Raw genomic sequence first — 20,369 nt, 5'->3', positions numbered from 1 at the left:
CACCACCCCGGCGCTTACTTCATCCCACGGTTGATCTTGGTGCCCTGCAGCGAAACGCCGGCCCCCAGGCCTGCATGGGCCGGCACATAGCTCGTCCCCGGCGCCTGGGTCGTGGTGGTGTTCACATGGCCATTGGCGCCCGCGGACCAGCCATAGCGGTGCTGCACCGCCCCGATTGCGCCCAATGGCCGGGCTGGCCCGCTGCGATCTGGCAGGCATGGTTGGCGCAAAAAATTGCCAAAATCAACATTTATTATTAATGTTTAACGTTTTATTACCTTCACCAACCGCATCAATGAACACCTTCACATCCTCCGCCCAGCGCCAGGCCCCTGAGCGCTTTCCCCTGAGGGCCCTGGCCCTGGCCGCATGCCTGGCCATGACGCCAGCACTCTCCCTGGCGGGCGGGTCGGGTGGTGGTGGTGGCTCAGCCCTTATGGGCGGCGGCGGTGGTGGTGGCGGCAATGCTGGTGGCTGGGTTGGCCCAGTGGGCAGCGCGGGCTCCGGCAGCGCGAACGGTGGCATCGCAGGCGGTGTACTTGCGTCCGATGGGCAATCAGCCATTGCCAGCCTCGATGGGGCGAACGGAGGCAACGGTGACACTGGTGCAGCCGGAGGTTCTGGCGGTATTGCCGGTGCCGGAGCCGATGGGGGAGGCGTAGTAGGCGGCGGTGGTGGCGGCGGCGGCGGCGGTGCCGACGGACGGGACTGCACAGGGGGCGTGCAAACAGGCTTTGATGGCGGCAAAGGCGGCTCTCCAATCGGTGTCGGGGGCATTAGTGGCGGCGGCGGCGGCGGCGGTGGCGCTGGCGCCCATATCTTCATGAACGGGAACAATTGCACGGTAGGCGCGGTCGTTGGCGGCAACGGTGGAGCAGGCGGATCAGTTCCGACACCGGGCAGCGGCGGCGGGGGCGGCGGCGGCGGCTCTGGCTTGCTGGTACGCGGCAACAACAACACCATCACCACCACCGGTGCAACAGGAGGCAACGGGGGCGCAGGAGGGTCCAGCCTCGCCGATAGCGGCACCGGCGGCAGCCCCGGAACGGGCATCACCATTACCGGCACCGGCAACCTGGTGCGGGTCAGCGGCACGGTGGCCCCCGGCACCGGGGCAACGACCAGCGATGCCATTGACATTCAGACGGCGGGCAATACGGTGGAGCTGAACGCCGCCACCGTCAACGGTTCGCTGCGCACCACCGGGGTCGCGGGCAACACGTTGCGCGGCACGGGCACCATCAACGGCAGCGTGTTTTTGGGCGCGGGCACCATTGCCCCGGGCCATTCCATTGGCACCCTCACCGCGCCCTTCTTCGACCTGCGCGGGGCAACCTACAACGCCGAGATCGACGCGACGGCTGTCACGGCCGACCTGATCGACGCCACCGGCCCCAGCGTTCCGCCCGGCGGCTCGGTCTGGATTGCCGGCGCCACCGTGAACATCAGCAACCTGGCCGGCACGCCGGCCGTGGGCCAAAACTACACCCTGCTGCGCGCCGCACCTGGCGGCGTGAGCGGCACCTTCACCCTGGGCACGCTGCCCGCCGGCGTGAGCGCCAGCCTCAGCTACCCAGGCGGCACCTCGGTGGTGCTGACCATTACCGCGGTCGCCGCAGCGCCAGCACCGGGGAGCGCCCACGGCATTCCCACACTGTCGCAATGGGGTGTGGCCGCGCTCAGCCTGTTGCTGGCGGGCGGCCTGCTGTGGCAGCGCCGGCGTGGGCGGGTTTAGGGCAATTTTTGGCTGTAGCGCTTATGCAATAAGCGCTGACAGCTATCAATAGCAGAGCAATCAGGTCAGCAGCGCCACGGCGCCCGAAAAGCTCAGGAACGCCAGCGCCGTGCTGACTAGGATGATGCGCGCCACGCGCCCGCCGTGGGCGCCGAAGCGCTCGGTCAGCAGTGCCACGTTGCTGGCGCTGGGCAGGGCCGCCACCAGCACCATGGCCGTCAGGCCGAACGGCGACAGCGGCAGGCCCAGGGCGATGGCCGCGCGGCCCAGGCACCACAGCAGCAGCGGGTGCACGATGAGCTTGGCCAGCGCCAGCGGCACGTACTGCCCGGGCGGCACGCGTTCGTGCGCGTTCATCTGCGAGCGTGCCAGCACGGCGCCGATGGTGAACAGCGCCACGGGCGAGGCCGCGCCCGCCAGCATGGCCAGCGTCTGGTCCACGGGGCCGGGCAACTGCCATTGCAGGGCCGACGCCACGCCGCCCAGCACGATGGACCAGGGCATGGGGTTGGTCGCCATGCCCTTGAAGGCGTTGCGCAGCGCCATCGCCACGCCGTGCGTGCCCGCACCGTCCAGCCGCGACAGGGCGATGCACAGCGAGCTGGTGATCACCATGTCGATGGTCAGCACCAGGATCACCGGCCCCGCGCTCTGCGCGCCCAGCAGCGCCACCAGCAGCGGCACGCCCATGAAGCCGGTGTTGGGAAAGGCCGTGACCAGGGCGCCGAAGGCCGCGTCGTTCCAGCCCAGGGCGCGCCGCGTCAGCGCGATGGCGCCCGCCACCATGAGCAGCGCGCACAGCAGGTATACGCCGGCCACGGCCGGGTCCAGCAGCTGGGCGATGGGCGTGCTGGCGCCGAAGCGGTACAGCATGCACGGCAGCGCAAAGTACAGCACGAAGCTGTTGAGCCCGCCGATGGCCCCGGTCGGCAGCGCGCCGCTGCGCGTGGCCAGGTAGCCGCAGAGCACGAGCGCGAAGAACGGGAAGGTAACGATGAGTACGGACAGCACGGGCGCGATTGTGGCAGCGCGCTCACCGCCCGACACACTCCTACACCATTGCTCGCCGCCCCGCTGGCGCCATGGCCGCGCGCGCGCCGCTATCATTCGGGCGCTGGTTCGTCTCCCAACCGCCCTCCGCCGCACGCCAGTCGGTCGGTGGCGCGCCCTCCCTTCTCCCCCATGTCCGGTCTCAATCTCGCTCAGTTGCAGGCAGTGCATTACACCGACGGCCCGTGTCTCGTGCTCGCGGGCGCGGGCTCCGGCAAGACGCGGGTGATCACGCACAAGATCGCCCACATGATCGACAAGGGGCTGGCGCCGCGGCGCATCGCCGCCATCACCTTCACCAACAAGGCGGCGGCCGAGATGCGCGAGCGCGCGGCCGGCCTGATCGGCCGCCAGGCCAAGGATGTGCTGGTCTGCACCTTCCACGCCCTGGGCGTGCGCATGGTGCGCGAGGACGGCCATGTGCTGGGCCTCAAGCCCTCGTTCAGCATCCTGGACCAGGACGACGTGACCGGCATCCTCAAGGACTGCTCGGGCGGCACCACCGACCTGGCCACGGCGCGCCAGTGGCAGTGGACCATCAGCGCCTGGAAGAACCAGGGCTGGGACGCGCGCAAGGCCCTGGCCATGGCGCAGGACGACCACGAGCGCAGCATCGCCCTGATCATGCAGCGCTACGAGGAACGCCTGACGGCCTACCAGAGCGTGGACTTCGACGACCTGATCGGCATGCCCATGCGCCTGCTGCGCGGCCACCCCGAGGTGCGCGAGAAGTGGCAGCGCCTGCTGGGCCATGTGCTGGTCGATGAGTACCAGGACACCAACGCCACGCAGTACGAGTTGCTGAAATACCTGGTGGGCGAACGCGCCCACTTCACGGCCGTGGGCGACGACGACCAGAGCATCTACGGCTGGCGCGGCGCCACGCTGGACAACCTGAAGAAGCTGCCGCAGGACTTCCCGCAGCTCAAGGTCATCAAGTTGGAGCAGAACTACCGCTCCACCAGCGCCATCCTGCGCGCGGCCAACAACGTGATCCAGCCCAACCCAAAACTGTTCCCGAAGACGCTGTTCTCGGAGCTGGGCGAGGGCGAGCCCGTGCGCGTGGTTCAGTGTGACAACGAGGAGCACGAGGCCGAGCGCGCCGTGGCCCGCATCCAGGGCCTGCGCGCCGCGGCCAACCCGCCGCCGGCGTGGAAGAGCTTCGCCATCCTGTACCGCGCCAACCACCAGGCCAAGCCGTTCGAGAAGGCGCTGCGCAAGGCCAACATTCCGTACAAGGTCTCGGGCGGCACCAGCTTCTTCGACCGCGCCGAGATCAAGGACCTGTGCGCCTGGTTCCGGCTGTGGATCAACAACGACGACGACCCGGCCTTCCTGCGCGCCATCGCCAGCCCGCGCCGCGGCATCGGCCACACCACGCTGGGCGCCCTGGGCGAGTTCGCCACGCAGCACAAGCAGAGCATGTTCGGCGCACTGTTCAACGCCATGCTGCCGGCCGTGATCCCCAAGCGCGGCATGGAAGGGCTGCTGGAGTTCGGCCGCACCATCAACGACCTGGAACACCGCGCCCGCCACACCCACGGCTTCGAAGCCGCACGCGCCTTCCTCACCGACTGGCTCCAGGAACTGGGCTACGAACAGCACCTGTACGACAGCGAGGACAGCGAGAAGGTGGCCGCCGCGCGCTGGAGTAATGTGCTGGAGTTCTGCGACTGGATGGCCCAGCGCGCGGGCGGGCAGGTGGACGACACCGCCGGCGTGGTGACCACGCGCGAGACCAAGAGCCTGCTGGAGGTGGCGCAGACCATCGCCCTGCTGTCCACGATCAGCGAACGCGAGCAGGAGCAGGAGCAGGACATGGTGGTGCTGTCCACCCTGCACGCCAGCAAGGGCCTGGAGTGGCCGCATGTGGTGCTGGCCGGCGTGAACGAGGGCATGCTGCCCTTCAAGCTGGACGACGACGACGGCCGCCAGGAAAAGGTCAGCGACGACACCCTGCAGCGCCTGCAGGAAGAGCGCCGCCTGATGTACGTGGGCATCACCCGCGCCCAGCGCACGCTGGCCGTGGGCTGGACCAAGAAGCGCAAGAAGGGCCGCGAGATGGTGGCCTGCCAGCCCAGCCGCTTCATCGCCGAGATGAAGCTCGACGCCACCACCGCCCGCGAGGACCCGCGCGAGAAGCTGCGCCAGTTGCGCGAGGAATTCGCCCGCAAGGCCCAGGCCGCCGCCGGCCCCACGCCCCCCTGAACAGCATGCCAAGAACTCATTTATTGATAGCTGCCAGCGCTTTACTGATAAGCGCTTGCGCCCAAAATCACTCAAAAAACCAGCCACCTGAAGCGCGCCCGGCCTGCCCGACGGCGGCGCAGATGGAGCAGCCCGAACTCGTCGGCCGCTGGCAGGCCGACATGCCGGGCCAGCCCGGCCCCGTGGTGCTGGAGCTGGGCCCCCACCCCGAGTGGGAGGGTACGGTCAAGGGCCATATCCACCGGCCCGGCTTTTCCGCCGTGGTGGTGGGCGACGTGCACCAGGGCCTGCTGACGCTGGAGGAATCGCGCGACGGCCAGCGCGTGAGCGGCAACTGGAGCGGCGACGTGGTCGACGGCAGCTGCGCGCGCGAAATCCGCGGCGAATGGACGGACGAGGCCGACCGCCCGTTCCGCTTCACCCTGCGCAAGATAGGAACCCGCCAACCATGACCCGCACGCTCCTCACCACCCTGATCGGCGCGGCGCTGCCGCTGGCCGGCCAGGCACAGCCAGACGCCGCCCACATCACCAGCCCCGCCGGCTGGCGCCAGTGCTCGGCCATCACCGGCGACAGCCAGGCGCGCCTGGCCTGCTTCGACCAATGGGCCGGCGAGCAGGCCTGGCAGGCCCCCGCGGCCGCGGCCAGCACGCAGGCCCCCGGCACCGGCCTGGCGCCCCCCGTGGACGCCACGCTGCCGGCCACGCGCATCATCGAAGTGGCGCAGGTGGACGGCTGCCGCGACGCGCAGTACAGCACCCTGTCGCGCTTCTGGGAGCTGGAGGCCGGCAGCGACTGCGGCGCCTTCCGCTTCCGCGGCTACCGGCCCATGAGCGTCTCCGTCGTGGGCGCCAGCAGCGTGAACCAGCAGCCCTCCTCCGGCAGCCCGGACAACAACGCTGCCACCGCCGTGGACTACCGCACGACCGAGATGCGGGTGCAGCTGTCGGTGCGCACCAAGCTCGCCTCGGGGCTGCTCACACGCGGCCACCCCACGCTGCGCGACTCGCTGTGGGCCGGCTACACGCAGCAGTCGTACTGGCAGCTGTTCTCGCCCGGCATCTCGCGGCCGTTCCGCAACACGGACCACGAGCCGGAAATCATGTACGTGTACCCCACCGACGCCAAGCTGCCCTTTGGCTGGCGCTGGCGCTACAGCGGCATCGGGCTGGTGCACCAGTCCAACGGCCAGAGCCTGCCGCTGTCGCGCAGCTGGAACCGCGTGTACCTGATGACCGGCATGGAGCTGGACAACCGCTGGGCCGTCACGGCCCGCCTGTGGAAGCGCCTGCACGAGCGCCCGGAGAACGACGACAACCCCGGCATCAGCAACTACGTGGGCCGCGCCGAGCTGGGCCTGGCCTGGAACGTGGACAAGGACAACCTGCTGGCGCTGACCGCGCGCCACTCGCTGGGCTCCACCAGCCGCGGCTCGGCGCGCCTGGAGTGGCTGCAAACCCTGGGCACCAGCCTGGTGGGCAACCGCACCAACCTGCGCCTGCACACGGCCCTGTTCACGGGCTATGGCGACAGCATGGTCGACTACAACCGCAAGCGCACCGTGTTCAGCGTGGGCGTGAGCCTGGTGGACTTCTGACGCCGTCCCGATCACATCCGGTTACCGTTTGACCCGGCCCGCGGCTTGAACCCGCCCCGCGGCGCCGACACAATTCCTCCATTGCCGCCCACGCTATCGCCCCAGGGGTGGCGATGGCACTCAGGCTATCGGCACGCGTGCGGCGCGGGCCGATAAGGCGCCGGTTTCGCACGGTTTTCACGCCTTTGCCTGCGGGCCATCCCCGCAACAATGCCGCTCGGAGAATGAGACCATGGACCTGCAGTACGAGCTCAAGGCGGGCAACTACTACCTGTACGACATGCGCGAGACGCCCAGCGCCGTCACGGGCGAGCGCCGCTTCAAGCTCAAGACGGACAACGTGGCCATCGCCTTCGACCTGCACACCGGCGAGGTGCACCAGCATGGCAGCCCGGCGCGCATCCAGTCCTGGGCCACGCACCAGCGCCGGCGCCTGCGCGCCGCAGGCGCCCTGGACGTAGCCAACGACATCGTCGTCGTCTCCGGCCCGCTGCCCGTGGACGAACTCAACAAATGCCTGTGGATCAGCGGCTACTGCCGGCGCATGTTCACGCGCCTGGCCAGCCTGCCCCACGGCAAGCTGCAGCGCCCCGCGCAGCAATGGAAAAAAGCGGCCTGAAGGCGCTCCTGCACTGCGCAAGAAGCTCCTGTATCAATAGCAAAAGCGGGCCGCAAGGGCCCGCTTTTTTCATGCGCGCTGCGGCGTCAGGCCGGCTCGGCGTCTTCCTCGTCCGTCTCCTCGGGCGGCAACTCCTGCGGCTCGGCATGCTTGACCACGGTGACCGGCACCGGGCTGCTGTGCACCAGCGCCTGCGACACCGAACCCAGCAGCGCCCCGCGCAGGCCGCCCAGGCCGCGCGCACCGATGAACAGCGCGTCGCAGCCGCAGCGCTCGACCATGTCCACCAGGGTGGCGGCCACGGGGCCCAGGCCGATCTCGGTCTCGTAGGGCACGCCGGCGGCCTCCACCAGCGCCACGGCCGGGGCCATCAGGTGCTGGCCTGCCTCCACGCTGGCGGTGGCCACCGCGTCGGCGCCCTGACGCGCCAGCTCCAGCAGCGTGGCCTCTTCCTGCACATGGCCCAGCACCAGCGTGGCCTGCAGGCCGCCGCGGCGCACCAGTTCGAGGCCGTGGCGCACGGCGTCGAGCGCGAGTTCGGAGCCGTCAACGGCGATGAGGATTCTGAGCATGGGTCACCTCCTTGTACTGCGATATCAATGCAGCCAGTGTAGGCCGTGCCGGCACCGCGCCCGCCGCAAAACCCCGCCGGTGTGCCGCGCAAGCAGTCTGGGACAATCGCGGCCATGCTCAAGTTCGAACTCCTGGCCACCGATTCCTCCAGCCACGCACGGCGCGGCACGCTCACGCTCAACCACGGCGTGGTGCAGACCCCCATCTTCATGCCCGTGGGCACCTACGGCACCGTCAAGGGCGTGATGCCGCGCAGCCTGCGTGAAATGGGCGCGCAGATCATCCTGGGCAACACCTTCCACCTGTGGATGCGCCCCGGCCTGGACATCATGCAGAGCTTCGGCGGCCTGCACGGCTTCGAGCAGTGGGACAAGCCCATCCTGACCGACTCGGGCGGCTTCCAGGTCTGGTCGCTGGGCGCGATGCGCAAGATCACCGAGCAGGGCGTGCACTTCCAGAGCCCCGTGAACGGCGACAAGCTGTTCATGTCGCCCGAGGTCAGCATGCAGATCCAGACGATCCTGAACTCGGACATCGTCATGCAGCTCGACGAATGCACGCCCTACGAGACCAACGGCCACAAGACCACCGAGGCCGAGGCGCGCAAGAGCATGGAGATGAGCCGCCGCTGGGCCCTGCGCAGCAAGGACGAGTTCGAGCGCCTGGGCAATCCCAACGCGCTGTTCGGCATCGTGCAGGGCGGCATGTACACCCATCTGCGCGAGGAATCGCTGCAGGCGCTGGTGGAGATGGACTTCCCCGGCTACGCCGTGGGCGGCGTGAGCGTGGGCGAGCCCAAGGACGAGATGCTGGAGATCATGGCCCACACGCCGCACCGCCTGCCACAGCACAAGCCGCGCTACCTGATGGGCGTGGGCACGCCCGAGGACCTGGTGCAGGGCGTGGCCGACGGCGTGGACATGTTCGACTGCGTGATGCCCACACGCAACGCGCGCAACGGCACCATCTTCACGCGCTACGGCGACCTGAAGATCCGCAACGCGCGCCACAAGGCCGACCACCAGCCGCTGGACCCCAGCTGCACCTGCCACGCCTGCGCGGGCACCGAGGGCGTGAGCTGGAACGACGGCGGGCGCGGCGGCTTCTCGCGCGCCTACCTGCACCACCTGGATCGCTGCGGCGAGATGCTGGGCCCCATGCTCACCACTATCCACAACCTGCACTACTACCTGCATCTGATGCAGGAGGTGCGCGAGGCGCTGGATGCCGGGCGCTTCGGCGAATTCCGCGCGCGCTTCAAGGCCGACCGGGCGCGCGGGGTGTAGCGCGCCCGGCGCTCACGCCATCACCACGCGGTTGCGCCCCGCCGCCTTGCCGGCGTAGAGGGCCTCGTCGGCGCGCCGGATGGCGGACTCCACCGACTCCCCGGGCCGCCAGGTGGTGGCGCCCATGCTGGCGGTCACCCCGCCGCCGCCCTGGCAGACCGCCGCCCAGTCCGCCGATTCGATGCAGGCCCGCAGCCGCTCCAGCACCTCGCGCGCCTGCTCCCCGGTGGTGCCGGGCAGGACCAGCAGGAACTCCTCGCCCCCGTAGCGCCCCGCGCAGTCCGTCGCGCGCATCTGCGCCTTCAGCAGGCCGCCCAGCGCGTGCAGCACGCGGTCGCCGGCGTCATGGCCGGCATCGTCGTTGATGCGCTTGAAATGGTCCACGTCCAGCAGCGCCACGCTCAGCGGCAGGCTCTCGCGCGCGGCCTGCTCCTGGTGCCCGCGCAAGGCCTCCATCACGCCCCGGCGGTTCGCCAGGCCCGTGAGCTCGTCGCTGCGCACCAGGTCCTCGATGCGGGCCAGCGCCTGCCCCAGCCGGTACTGCACGCTGCGAAAGTAGGTCACCAGGCCAATGCAGCGCGCCACGGCCCCCAGCACCACGCCCACGGTCAGCAGCTGGCCCGCCAGGCTGGCGGTGGGCATGCGCATGTCCGGCCCCACCCACACGATGGCCGCGCCGGCGGCGGCCAGCGTGAGCACCCAGGTCACGTAGAAGCTGAGGCGGCTGCGCGCGAGAAAGCCGTCGGCACTGAAGACGATCAGCATCACCAGCGCCTGGAACGCCAGCTGCGGCGCTGCCAGCGCTGGCGATGGGCCACGCTGTCGGCATGCGCCGAGGGCGGAATGGGCGCCCACAGGGGCGGGGCGGGGTTATGGCGGCGTTCCATGGACTCTGCGGCGGCAGGGTGCCACCGTGGCGCCCCGTGGACTTGGCGCGATTATCCCCACCACGATGGCCCACGCACCGCTTATCCGGCCGTGGCCGAGGGCGCGGACTCATGCCGAGCCCGCTCGCCCGACACGCCGCAGGCATGGCAAAAGCGTGCAAACGCGCTCTTGCGCGTGCTGCAGTGCCCGCAGTGGTCGAACAGGCCGATGCCGCAGTGCGGGCAGAAGTCGATCGTCTCGTTCTTCAGGTCCACGGCCCGCTCGCAGCCCGGGCACACGCCCTTGGCCAGGCGCGCCAGTGCCGCGTCGTAGCCCAGCTCCTTGCGGCGCTCCTGCTCGGGCAGGGATTCGGCCTGCGTCTGGCGCTCGAGGTAGCGGTTCAGCGCCACGATGGCGTAGCGCCCCACCAGCACCGTGATGGCGATGCCCACCGCATAGCGCACGTAGCCGCCGTAGCTCGGCAGATACGGCACCAGCTCCACGAAGAACGCGAACAGCGCGAAGAAGATGAAGCCCCACACGAACGGCCAGTAGGTGCCCTTGCGCTTCTTCACGAACAGCCAGCCCGCGATGGCCAGCAGCGGCAGCGTGAGCACCAGGCGGTACAGGAACACGCGCAGCTCGACCTTGCGGCGCTCGGCCGCGAGCTTCACATGGCCGTCGGCCTCCAGCCGGTTCAGCCGCTCCTGCGCGGCGGCGGCAGCCTGGCGGGCGTCCAGCGCGGCCTGCTGCTCCTTTTCAACCGCCTGCTGCGTCCGGCGCTCGGCCAGCTTGAGCTGGTCCAGCCCCTGCGTGCGCGCCACGACCTCGGGGTCGTGGTCGGCGCGCTGGGTGGCGCTGCGCGTGGCCAGCCAGTTGTTGAAGGTCTCGCGCGCGGCCTGGGTCTCGCTGCGCGCCTTGCTGCGCTGCAGCTGCGCCTGCTCCAGCGCGGTCTGCGCGTCCTGCTCGGCCTGGTGCGCCTCCCTGACCTGGTTGCGCAGGGCCGTGGCCGCGGGCTGGTCCAGGAAGTCGTCCAGGCGCAGCGGCGTCTCGACCTTGGGCAGATCGCCCACAACGGTGCCGCCCAGGCCGATCAGAAAGCTGGCGAACACGAAGGCCACCAGCCACAGGCCGCGGCGGAACCATTTTTCGGACAGTCGCAGGGATTTGCTCATGTGCTCCTCACTCGGTTTACTATCAATTTAATAGCTGTCTGCGCTTATGAATAAAGCGCCACAGGCCATTTTCACTTGAATTGTGCGGCATCAGCGCCCCGGCAGCCGCAGCACCTGGGGCTCTGCCGCCAGCTGCGCCCGTTGCAGCCAGGCCAGCGCCGAGTCCACCGTCACCGTCTCGATGCGGTCGGCAAAGCGCTTCGCGGGCGGATGGTCGTCGAAGGCGATGTTGGCCGCCGTCATGCGCCCGCCCAGGCGCGTGAGCGGCCCGATCTTCAGCGCGGTGGGCTCGTAGCCCTTGAAGCGCAGCCAGGCCTGGGCCTGCTCGCGCGTACGCACGCCGGCGGGCTCCATGGCGGCGGCCAGCGTTTCCAGCGCCCACTGGTTGGACTGCTGGTACTTCGTGCCCCAGGCGTAGCTCACCATGCTGTAGGGGCGCTGCTGCAGCGCGGTGGTGCGCGCGCCGTCGCCCAGCACGGCCAGCAGGCGCTGCTGCACCTCGGGGGCGGGCACGGCCCACACGGCCTCGTGGCGCCAGAGGTCGTCCAGGAAGAACTCCCCCAGCCCCTGGCGGTAGATGAAGCCACTGACGGTGCCGCATTCGTTGAGCTTGTGCGCCACGCGCCACGGCCCTTCGGGCGTCCGGTAGGCCCAGCCCAGGTGCGAGTAGCGAAGCCCGTATGCCGACAGGTCCTGCCCCGCGCGGGCCAGCAGCACCACGCTGGCGCCGCTGGCGTCCAGCGCGCGCGCCGTGCGCTCGGCGAGCTGCATGCCGCGCTCTATCGTCTGCACCGTGGGCCGGCGCGGCTCGCACGGGCGGCCGGCGTGCGCGCCGGTGGCCACCAGCGCCAGGGCAGCGGCCAGCATCACACAACGATGGCGCATGGTCACAGCCTTTCGTTGTGCAGCAGCGCACGGCCCAGCGCGTTGGGCACGAAGGCCAGCACCTCGCCCGCGGCCGACAGGATCACGCCGGTGCCGATCACGCTGCACGCCACCACCGTGCCCACGCCGTGGGCCGCGGCGGAAGCGGCGCGGCCCGACACCTCCACGCTGGCCCGGGCGCCGTCCGACGCGCGCTCCAGCAGGTACACCGTGCCGGTGGCCGAGGCCTCGACGGCCTGCACCGTGAGCACCGCGCCGCCCACCGACAGCGCGGCCGGCAGGGCCACCACGGCCCCCGCCGTGGCCGACGCCGCGCCCGAGGCCACCACCACGGAGGCCAGGGGCATCAGCGACAGCGCGGCCGATGCCTCGCTCTGCGCCCGGGCGGGCAGCGCCGCGCCGGCGGACAGGCTCAGCGCGAGCAGCGCGCCGGCCAGGGTCTTGCGAATCGAAACGCTCATGTGGGTCTCCTGGAACGGGTTCATTGCTCGGCGGCGGCCTCGCGGCGGCCCCGCAGGTGCGCCTCGGCCAGGTCGGCCTCGTGGCGGTCGCGCAGCATCTTGGCCAACGTGAAGGCGGTGGTGATCAGGTAAAGCCAGCTCACGCCCAGGAAGGCCTTGTAGGTGGCGCTGATCGCCATGCCCCACAGGCCCCAGCCCGTCAGCCCCATGGCCACGGCAAAGCCGCCCCAGACCACCAGCTTCCACAGCGGCACGTCCTTGCCGCCGCGGCCCGCACCGCGGTGCGTGTGCTGGTTGTCACGCACAAACTTGGCAAGCACGAAGGCGGCCGAGAGGCAGAACACATAGCCCATGAACATGAAGGCCACCTCCAGCCGCTCGCCCGGCAGCCAGGCCAGGCCCGTGCCACACAAGAACACGGCGATACCGAAAGAGACCCAGACCTGGAACTGCCAGGCGCGCGTGTCGCGCTGGATGGGCAAGGGAGAGTTGTGCATGGTGCTTGGGACCCGTGGGCCGCTGTTGAACATGGCCGGCATGGTGCGGCCCTGCGCGGGCCAAGCATCGCATTCAATGCAGGGGTCCCACCAGAAAGTCCGCCAGGTATCGCTTCAAGATACCCGACACCGGCTTATGACGCGAGCAATTGCCCCACCCGTGCGCGCAGTGCGGCAGGCTGCACCTCGGCGGCAGCCACCGGCACGCCCACGTTCAGCCCCACGCGGTTGAACAGGCCACGCCGGAACGGCCGCACCATGGCCCCGCCCTGCTCGATGCGGCTGAAAAATGAGCCCCAGAGGTTCGTCAACGCCATGGGCACGACGGGTGCCTCCACCCCATCGGCACGGGCACGCTCGAGGATCTTCATGAGGCCGCCCTTGAACTCCTGCAGCTGCCCATCGCGCGTGATGCCGCCCTCGGGGAAGATGGCCAGCAGGTCGCCGTCCCGCAGCACCTGCGCGGCGCGCTCGAAGGCCGCCTCGTAGGTGGCGGCATCGTCCTTTTGCGGCGCGACGGGGATGGCCTTGGCCAGGCGGAACAAAGCGCCCAGCACGGGGATGCGGAAGATGCGGTGGTCCATGATGAAGTAGATGGGCCGGGGACTGGCGGCCATGAGCAGCACGGCATCGACAAAGCTCACATGGTTGCACGCCAGGATGGCCGCACCGGTGGTGGGAATGTGCTCGTCGCCGCGCACCTTGAAGCGGTAGATGCAGCGCGACAGCACCCAGGCCACGAAGCGCAGCAGGTACTCGGGCACCAGCATGAAGATGTAGAACGCCACCACCGCGTTGGCGATGCCCGTGAACAGGAAGATCTGCGGCACCGTGAAGTGCGCCGCGAGCAGCGCGCCCGCGAGCACGGAGCTGGCGATCATGAACAGCGCGTTGAGGATGTTGTTGGCCGCGATGATGCGCGCGCGGTGCGTGGGCTGGCTGCGCATCTGGATCAGCGCGTACATGGGCACGCTGTACAGGCCCGCGAACAGGCTGAGCAGCAGCAGGTCGAGCATCACGCGCCAGTGCGCGGGCTGCGCCACGAAGCGGGCCAGGCCCATGACATCGGCGGCCGGCAAGCTGCGCGAGGCGAAGTACAGGTCGATGGCGAACACGCTCATTCCGATGGCGCCCAGCGGCACCAGGCCGATCTCCACATGCCGGCGCGAGAGCACCTCGCACAGCAGCGAGCCGATGCCGATGCCCACCGAGAACACCACCAGCAGCAGCGAGGCGACCTGCTCATCGCCGTGCAGCACCTGTTTGGCAAAGCTGGGGAACTGACTGAGGAACACCGCGCCGAAGAACCACATCCACGAGATGCCCAGCAGCGAGCGGAACACGACGCGGTTGCCGTGCGCCAGCTTGAGGTTGCGCCAGGTTTCGCTCACCGGGTTCCAGTTGACGGTGAGGCCGGGGTCGGTGGCCGGCGCCGGCGGAATCCACTGCGCCACCAGGCGCCCCAGCACGGCCAGGGTCAGGCAGGCCACGGCCACGCTGGCGTGGCCGATCTGCGGAATGGCCACCAGCAGCCCCCCGGCCACGTTGCCGAGCAGGATGGCCACGAAGGTGCCCATCTCCACCATACCGTTGCCGCCCGTCAGCTCGCGTTCGTTGAGCGCCTGCGGCAGGTAGGCAAACTTCACCGGCCCGAACAGCGTGGAGTGCAGCCCCATGAGGAACACGCAGGCCAGCAGCACGGCCGCGCTGTCCAGCAGGAAGCCCGTGGCCGCCACCAGCATGATGGCGATCTCCAGGCTCTTCACGAAGCGGATGATGCGCGTCTTCTCGTACTTGTCGGTGAGCTGCCCCGCCGTGGCCGAGAACAGCAGGAACGGAAGGATGAACAGCGCCCCGATCACGAGGCCCGCCATGGCGGGCGGCATCCACGACACGCTGAGCTGGTAGGTCACCATCACGGTGAACGCGAACTTGAACAGATTGTCGTTGGCCGCGCCGGCAAACTGCGTCCAGAAAAACGGCGCGAAGCGGCGCTGGCGCAGCAGGGCGAACTGGTTGGGGTGGCCGTCATGGGCCACGAACGCGGCATCCGGGTTGGCCTGGACTCGGCTCATCGTGCACTCCCTCGCTGGATGGTGAACGCCCTTGCGGCGCGCAAAGGCAGGCTGGCGATTGTGCCCTCGCTCCCAGTGACCCACGGCCGCAGCGCACACGCCACCGGCAGCGCTGCGGCGGCGGCCACCACATGCTTGAGACTGTGCCCGGACACCACCGCATGGGTGGCGGCAAACACGGCAGCATCACCGGCCTCCAGCGCCTTGGCCACGGCATACAGCGCCACCACCGCACCCCAGCGCACCGGCGGCGCACCCGGCAGTGGCGCCACGCAGGCCAGCCCCAGCAACACCAGCACGCCCCCGCCCTGCAGCACCGCCCAGGGCAGCAGGTTGCCCGTGGCCGCCCACGCCTGCAGCGCGGCCACGCCCCCCAGCAGCACGGCGGCCACAACGGCCCAAGGCGTGCGGCCATCCACGCGGGTGGAGACAGCCAGGCCCAGCAGCCCGGCAAAGGCCCAGAGCATGCCAAAGCGGTCCCACCACAGCGTGGCGTCGTGCGGCGCCCAGTGGTACCAGGCCGAGACGCCGCCCGTCAGCGCCAGGCCGGCAAAGAACATGGCCGCCAGGGCGCGCTGTGCAGCGGGCAGGCGCCGCGCCCGTGGCCCGCTCAGCGCCCAGGCCCCCGCCAGCGCGGCCAACACGAAAGCGGCGTTGCTCAGCACATCCAGCGCGCAGGGCAGTCCGGCCCAGGCGCGCTGGTCGGCAAAGGCGTGGTAGTGGGGCGCCTGCGCCAGCGGGGGCAGGCCCCAGGCCAAGCCCAGGAAAACGGCCACCACGGCGGCCAGGAGCCAGCGCAGGCGCTGGGCGGAAAGGATCCACAGGTGCATCGCGCACTCCTTCGCTCAAGGGCGCCCCCCTGCGGGACGCCATGGCGCGCAGTGTCGGCAGGCACAGCTTTTGAGGCATTGCCTGAATGCACCAGAACAAACCCCGAGCGCCGCAGGTATCCATAATCGATACCCATGAGCACCACCGCCGACCTCGTCACCGCCCTGAAGAAAGAGCTGAAGGCCGCCCAGATGACCTATGCCGATCTGGCCCGGGCCATCGGCATGGCCGAGTCCAGCGTCAAGCGCATGCTGGCCAAGGGCGACATGCCGCTGTCGCGCATCGACGCCATCTGCCGGGCGCTGCGGCTCGACTTCGCCGACCTGGCGCGCCGCGTGGCCGAAAGCCAGCCCCTGCTCAGCGAGCTGAGCCTCGACCAGGAGCGGGCCGTGGTGGCCGACAAGAAGCTGCTGCTCATGGCGATCTGCGTGCTCAGCCAGTGGACGCTGGAGCAGATCGTGGGCGCCTACCGGCTCAGCGAGGCCGAGGGCATCAAGTACCTCGCGCAGCTCGACCGCATCGGCATCATCGAACTGCGGCCGCTCAACCGCTACCGCCTCAAGCTCGCCAAGACCTTCCGCTGGCGCCCGCACGGGCCGGTGATGCACTACTTCCGCGACCATGCCCTGCTGGACTATTTCAACGGCGGCTTCGACGGCCCCGGCGAGGGCGTGCTGCTGGTGCATGGCGCCATCGGCCGCAGCCTGGCGCCGGCCTTCATGGAGCGCCTGCAGCGCGTGGCGCAGGACTTCGCGCAGCAGCACCTGGCCGACCAGCGCCTGCCCGAGCGCGAGCGCGAGGGCTACACCCTGCTGCTGGCGATGCGCAGCTGGGAGTTCGAGGCCTTCGCCGCCATGCGCCGCACGGCGCCCGCCAAAAGCTCCTGAATCAATAGCTACCAGCGCATTACTGGCAAGCGCTGCAAGTACTTTTTACATAAAAGACCACCGCCAACACAGCTGCTCACAACCGTTTTCCGGGCGGTCACCAACGCTTTCCGCGCGTTGACCTGCGCGGGGCACCATGGACTCCAGACGGCGCGGCATCCGCCGCACGCCCACCCACAGGAGAACACCATGGCCCGCACCCTCTTCACCGCCGCCAGCCTGGCCGCACTGACGCTCGCTGCCGCCGGCGCCGCCCATGCCGCCGCGGGCGCCACCGTCGTGATCCAGGCCGGCTCGCCCCCTTACCCCATGCACCAGGCGCAGGTCGCCCACTACCCGCCGCCTCCACCGCCGCGCTACGAGCGCGTGCCGCCGCCGCGCCGCGGCATGGTGTGGTCGCAGGGCCATTGGGAGTCGCGCGGCCACCGCCATGTCTGGGTGCCAGGCCAATGGATACGCGTGCGCCCGGGCTACCACTACCGCCAGCCGCACTGGGAGCGGCGCGGCAGCCGCTGGCATTACGCGGCCGGCGGCTGGGACCGCGACGGTGACGGCGTGCGCAACCGCTACGACCGCCGTCCGGACAATCCCTACCGCCACTGACATCGCGCCCGCGCCGCATTCCCGCGGCGCATGTCCGCTGGTACGATGCGCCACGCAGGAGAGCAGACGGCCCCTCGCCGTTTCACCGAAGGCGCAAACTCCCATACACGCTCAGGTTCCGTACTGCACACCAACACAGCCGTCTGGAGAGCCGCCACGCCCGCCGTGGCGCACCGAAGGAGCAAGCACCGCGCGGGTCGTGCGGCGTGAATCTCTCAGGTACCAAGGACAGGGGGAGCGGCAGCCAGGCCATGTCGCGCCCGCTGTTCGCTATGCATTCAATAGCTGCTCGCGCGCGCCCAGTCTGTGCAAACCTTGAAAAAGGCTTGTAAACCATGCGCGTGATCGTTCTCGGTGCCGGCGTTGTCGGCACCACTTCTGCGTATTTCCTCCAGCAACTCGGCCACGAGGTCACGGTCATCGACCGCCAGGCCGCGCCCGGCGCCGAGACCAGCTTCGCCAACGGCGGCCAGATCTCCGTGAGCCATGCCGAGCCCTGGGCCAATCCCAGCGCGCCGCTCAAGGTGCTGCAGTGGCTGGGCCGGGAAGACGCGCCGCTGCTGTTTCGCCTGCGCGCCGACATGCGCCAGTGGCTCTGGGGCCTGCAGTTTCTGCGCGAATGCACGCCCGCGCGCACGCGCCACAACATCGAGCAGATCGTGAGCCTGGGCAGCTACAGCCGCAGCACGCTGCAGCAGCTGCGCCAGGACGCGGGCCTGCGCTACGACCAGCGCGCGCAGGGCATCCTGCACTTCTACACCAGCGCCCAGGAATTCGAGGGCGCGCTGGCCCCCGCCGAGCAGATGCGCGCGCTGGGCTGCGACCGCCGCGTGGTGAGCGCCGACGAGGCCGTGCGCATCGAGCCCGCGCTCGCGCACATCCGCCCGCTGCTGGCGGGTGCCACCTACACGGCCGAGGACGAGTCGGGCGACGCCAACCTGTTCACCCGCGAGCTGGCCCGCGTGGCGCAGGCGGCGGGCGTGCGGTTTCGCCTGGGCTGCCACATCACGGCGCTGCGCCAGGCGGGCGGCGCCATCGACCATGTGGAGATCACCGACGAGACCGGCCGCTACGAGCGCGTGCACGGCGACGTCTACGTGCTGGCGCTGGGCTCGTTCAGCCCGCTGCTGGCGCAGCCGCTGGGCCTGCGCCTGCCCATCTACCCGGCCAAGGGCTATTCGGTGACGCTGCCCGTGCGCGATGCGGCCGCCGCCTACGCGGTGAGCCTGACGGACGACGAATACAAGCTGGTGTTCTCGCGCTACACCGGCGCGCAGCGCGACGGCCAGCCCGGCCGCGACGTGCTGCGCGTGGCCGGCACGGCCGAGCTGAACGGCTACGGGCGCGAGCTGAACACCGTGCGCTGCGAGGCCATCGTGCGCCGTGTGGAGCAGCTCTTTCCCGGCGCGGGCGACGCCAGCCAGGCCCAGTTCTGGACCGGCCTGCGCCCGGCCACGCCGAGCAATGTGCCGCTGATCGGCAAGACGCGGTACGGCAACCTGTTCCTCAACACCGGCCACGGTACGCTGGGCTGGACGCATGCCTGCGGCTCGGGCAAATCCATCGCGCGCATCGTCAGCGGGCTGGCGCCCGAGCTGGACTTTGCCTTCTGCGGCCTGCCCCGGCCCGCATGCGGCGCACGGCCGGCGGCGCTCACCACCTGAGCCACCACCATATGCTATTTATTTAATAGCTAATTACGCTTGATGGACGGTCGCTGCAAGCCTCAAAGACCTCAAGCATCTACGGCGGGGCGGGCAAACACGGTAAGCACGCCGCTGTAGCCATAGAGCCGGTGGGCGGCAATCTCGCCCCCGGCGAAGAAGCCCACGAGCGGCACATCGCCCAGCGCATGGCGCACGATCTGCAGCTCCGCACCCGGGCCGCCGAAGTGCGGGCCACCGCGGCCCGAGCAGCTCACGTAGACGGCGCCGGCGATGCGGCGCGCGCCCGCCGGCTCGGCGCCCGTGGCGGCGCCCCGCAAGGGCCGGGCCTGCTCGGCCTCGAGCTGGGGCGCAAGCTCCTCACGGATCTCGGCGCAGATGCGCATCAGGTCGGCACGCGCCGCGGCCGCATGGCGCTGGCAGAACGCGAGGCGCATGCCCACCTCCACCGGCTCGGCCAGGGCCACGCCGTTGCGCGTGGCGTCCAGCCCCACGATGTGGCGCACCCGCGTGTCGGCGCCAAAGTGGCCCGTGCGCTGCTGCGCCGGCGCGCCGGCATCCACCAGGCCAACCAGGGTGGCGCGCACCGCGCGCAGCGCGGGCTGCGGGTCGCCCACCAGGGTCACTCCCAGGGTGTCCAGCAGCACATCCAGCGCAGGCTCGCCGTCAAGTTCCAGCACCACGTTGTCCTGCGCCGCGGTGATCGTGGCCAGCGGGCCGATGGGCTGGCAGCCCTGCGTGACACGCGAGACCAGATCCACCTGCGAGCCAAAGGCCACGCCCGACAGGCCGCCATGGAGCACGCCGCCTACGGCCGCATCGCCACCCTCGTGCAGCGCGAACTGCACGCTGCGCCCCCGGCTAGCGGCCACGCCGCCGAACAGGTAGCCGCTGTCGGTGCGCTCCGCCATCTCGGCCAGCAGCTCCTGCAGCTCGGGCGTGTGGCCGTCGGCATGCACCAGCGCCTTGTGGGCGGCAAAGGCCGGTTCGCCCGGACGTGGCACGCCGTGCGGCAGGGGCGCGACGCCGGAGAACACGCGGTACTGCGCCCGCGGCAGGTCGCACAGCATGAGCGAGAGCGCGGGTTCGTCGAAATGCTCCGCGTTGTTGCCCGCCACGCCCACGCCCACGGTGCCGCACCAGTCCGTGATCGAGGGCAGCTCAGCCTCCAGATAGCACAGCAGCGCCGCGGCGTCGTCCGCGTAGTGGTCCGTGATGTAGAGCAGGCCCAGGGAAGGCGCCGCCGCGTACTGCGGCAAGGCCATCTGGGCCTTGAGCTGCGCCAGCGCCAGCGCGGCGGCCATGCGCCATTGCGGATGGGTGGCGTGGGCATTGGGAAAGAGCTTCATCGATCAC

The 20,369-nt window shown here is 70.0% G+C and carries 22 protein-coding genes and 1 riboswitch; of the genes, 9 read left to right on the top strand and 13 right to left on the bottom strand.

Annotation, left to right across the window (positions count from 1 at the left end; genetic code table 11):
- Window positions 1-14: 14 nt before the first annotated feature.
- Together BP68_RS15390 and BP68_RS15385 are read right to left on the bottom strand one after the other, a co-directional pair.
- On the bottom strand, window positions 15-167 hold the full coding sequence (locus BP68_RS15390; protein ID WP_496373315.1) for a hypothetical protein: 153 nt from the start codon (window positions 165-167) through the stop codon (window positions 15-17).
- Between the two features lie 389 nt (window positions 168-556).
- The gene (locus BP68_RS15385; RefSeq protein WP_496373313.1) at window positions 557-817 is read right to left on the bottom strand and encodes a hypothetical protein; all 261 of its coding nucleotides are present in this window, start codon (window positions 815-817) and stop codon (window positions 557-559) included.
- Between the two features lie 6 nt (window positions 818-823).
- On the opposite strand from BP68_RS15385, the gene BP68_RS15380 reads away from it, so the two are divergent.
- Window positions 824-1,735 (top strand): IPTL-CTERM sorting domain-containing protein, encoded by a 912-nt coding sequence (locus BP68_RS15380; RefSeq protein ID WP_496373311.1) that lies wholly within the window; start codon window positions 824-826, stop codon window positions 1,733-1,735.
- Between the two features lie 60 nt (window positions 1,736-1,795).
- Here the strand turns inward: BP68_RS15380 and BP68_RS15375 are convergent, their stop codons facing one another.
- Entirely contained in the window at window positions 1,796-2,746 is a 951-nt protein-coding gene (locus BP68_RS15375; RefSeq protein ID WP_496373309.1) for an AEC family transporter, read from the bottom strand.
- 171 nt (window positions 2,747-2,917) lie between these two features.
- Between BP68_RS15375 and BP68_RS15370 the strand changes: the two genes are divergently transcribed.
- The 4 genes from BP68_RS15370 to BP68_RS15355 all read left to right on the top strand — a co-directional run bounded on the left by BP68_RS15370 (window position 2,918) and on the right by BP68_RS15355 (window position 7,209).
- Window positions 2,918-4,993: an ATP-dependent helicase gene (locus BP68_RS15370; RefSeq protein ID WP_496373307.1), complete on the top strand. Its 2,076-nt coding sequence runs from the start codon at window positions 2,918-2,920 to the stop codon at window positions 4,991-4,993.
- A gap of 122 nt (window positions 4,994-5,115) precedes the next feature.
- The gene (locus BP68_RS15365) at window positions 5,116-5,445 is read left to right on the top strand and encodes a hypothetical protein (protein ID WP_496373305.1); all 330 of its coding nucleotides are present in this window, start codon (window positions 5,116-5,118) and stop codon (window positions 5,443-5,445) included.
- Window positions 5,442-6,590 carry a phospholipase A gene (locus BP68_RS15360; RefSeq protein WP_496373303.1) on the top strand — a complete coding sequence of 383 codons (1,149 nt, stop codon included), beginning with the start codon at window positions 5,442-5,444 and terminating at the stop codon, window positions 6,588-6,590. The genes BP68_RS15365 and BP68_RS15360 overlap by 4 nt, the downstream gene beginning before the upstream one ends.
- Before the next feature lie 232 nt (window positions 6,591-6,822).
- Window positions 6,823-7,209: a hypothetical protein gene (locus BP68_RS15355; protein ID WP_496373301.1), complete on the top strand. Its 387-nt coding sequence runs from the start codon at window positions 6,823-6,825 to the stop codon at window positions 7,207-7,209.
- A gap of 86 nt (window positions 7,210-7,295) precedes the next feature.
- Here the strand turns inward: BP68_RS15355 and BP68_RS15350 are convergent, their stop codons facing one another.
- Window positions 7,296-7,781: a universal stress protein gene (locus BP68_RS15350; protein ID WP_496373299.1), complete on the bottom strand. Its 486-nt coding sequence runs from the start codon at window positions 7,779-7,781 to the stop codon at window positions 7,296-7,298.
- Window positions 7,782-7,895: 114 nt separating this feature from the next.
- On the opposite strand from BP68_RS15350, the gene tgt reads away from it, so the two are divergent.
- On the top strand, window positions 7,896-9,068 hold the full coding sequence (gene tgt / locus BP68_RS15345; protein ID WP_496373297.1) for a tRNA guanosine(34) transglycosylase Tgt: 1,173 nt from the start codon (window positions 7,896-7,898) through the stop codon (window positions 9,066-9,068).
- A 12-nt stretch (window positions 9,069-9,080) separates the two neighbouring features.
- Here tgt and BP68_RS15340 read toward each other — a convergent pair whose 3' ends face one another.
- From BP68_RS15340 to BP68_RS15305, 8 genes are all read right to left on the bottom strand, one after another.
- Window positions 9,081-9,833, bottom strand: coding sequence for a GGDEF domain-containing protein (locus BP68_RS15340; RefSeq protein WP_496373295.1), 753 nt, complete (start codon window positions 9,831-9,833; stop codon window positions 9,081-9,083).
- A complete protein-coding gene (locus BP68_RS15335; RefSeq protein ID WP_496373293.1) occupies window positions 9,833-9,955 on the bottom strand; it encodes a hypothetical protein in 123 nt (40 codons plus the stop codon). The genes BP68_RS15340 and BP68_RS15335 overlap by 1 nt, the downstream gene beginning before the upstream one ends.
- An 81-nt stretch (window positions 9,956-10,036) precedes the next feature.
- Window positions 10,037-11,110 carry a serine endopeptidase gene (locus tag BP68_RS15330; RefSeq protein WP_496373291.1) on the bottom strand — a complete coding sequence of 358 codons (1,074 nt, stop codon included), beginning with the start codon at window positions 11,108-11,110 and terminating at the stop codon, window positions 10,037-10,039.
- 90 nt (window positions 11,111-11,200) lie between these two features.
- Window positions 11,201-11,995 carry a DUF2145 domain-containing protein gene (locus tag BP68_RS15325; protein ID WP_496373289.1) on the bottom strand — a complete coding sequence of 265 codons (795 nt, stop codon included), beginning with the start codon at window positions 11,993-11,995 and terminating at the stop codon, window positions 11,201-11,203.
- Between the two features lie 2 nt (window positions 11,996-11,997).
- Window positions 11,998-12,456 (bottom strand): hypothetical protein, encoded by a 459-nt coding sequence (locus BP68_RS15320; protein ID WP_496373287.1) that lies wholly within the window; start codon window positions 12,454-12,456, stop codon window positions 11,998-12,000.
- Between the two features lie 20 nt (window positions 12,457-12,476).
- A complete protein-coding gene (locus BP68_RS15315; protein ID WP_496373285.1) occupies window positions 12,477-12,953 on the bottom strand; it encodes a YiaA/YiaB family inner membrane protein in 477 nt (158 codons plus the stop codon).
- A gap of 134 nt (window positions 12,954-13,087) precedes the next feature.
- On the bottom strand, window positions 13,088-15,028 hold the full coding sequence (locus BP68_RS15310; RefSeq protein WP_496373283.1) for an MFS transporter: 1,941 nt from the start codon (window positions 15,026-15,028) through the stop codon (window positions 13,088-13,090).
- Entirely contained in the window at window positions 15,025-15,858 is an 834-nt protein-coding gene (locus BP68_RS15305; protein WP_496373281.1) for a hypothetical protein, read from the bottom strand. The genes BP68_RS15310 and BP68_RS15305 overlap by 4 nt, the downstream gene beginning before the upstream one ends.
- 135 nt (window positions 15,859-15,993) lie before the next feature.
- Here BP68_RS15305 and BP68_RS15300 point away from each other — a divergent pair, with 135 nt between their 5' ends.
- The 3 genes from BP68_RS15300 to BP68_RS15290 all read left to right on the top strand — a co-directional run bounded on the left by BP68_RS15300 (window position 15,994) and on the right by BP68_RS15290 (window position 19,013).
- Window positions 15,994-16,746, top strand: a complete 753-nt coding sequence (locus BP68_RS15300; protein WP_496373279.1) for a helix-turn-helix domain-containing protein — start codon at window positions 15,994-15,996, stop codon at window positions 16,744-16,746.
- A 189-nt stretch (window positions 16,747-16,935) separates the two neighbouring features.
- Window positions 16,936-17,349 carry a YXWGXW repeat-containing protein gene (locus BP68_RS15295; protein WP_496373277.1) on the top strand — a complete coding sequence of 138 codons (414 nt, stop codon included), beginning with the start codon at window positions 16,936-16,938 and terminating at the stop codon, window positions 17,347-17,349.
- A gap of 133 nt (window positions 17,350-17,482) precedes the next feature.
- Window positions 17,483-17,591, top strand: a riboswitch (glycine riboswitch).
- A 93-nt stretch (window positions 17,592-17,684) separates the two neighbouring features.
- Window positions 17,685-19,013 (top strand): D-amino acid dehydrogenase, encoded by a 1,329-nt coding sequence (locus BP68_RS15290; protein ID WP_496373275.1) that lies wholly within the window; start codon window positions 17,685-17,687, stop codon window positions 19,011-19,013.
- A 71-nt stretch (window positions 19,014-19,084) separates the two neighbouring features.
- On the opposite strand, the gene BP68_RS15285 is transcribed toward BP68_RS15290, so the two are convergent.
- A complete protein-coding gene (locus BP68_RS15285) occupies window positions 19,085-20,362 on the bottom strand; it encodes an FIST signal transduction protein (RefSeq protein WP_496373273.1) in 1,278 nt (425 codons plus the stop codon).
- Between the last annotated feature and the right edge of the window lie 7 nt (window positions 20,363-20,369).

The organism is Diaphorobacter oryzae DSM 22780 (genome assembly GCF_059568935.1).
Note: the sequence above shows the minus strand (reverse complement) of the source record. Positions and strands in the feature narration are given on the sequence as shown.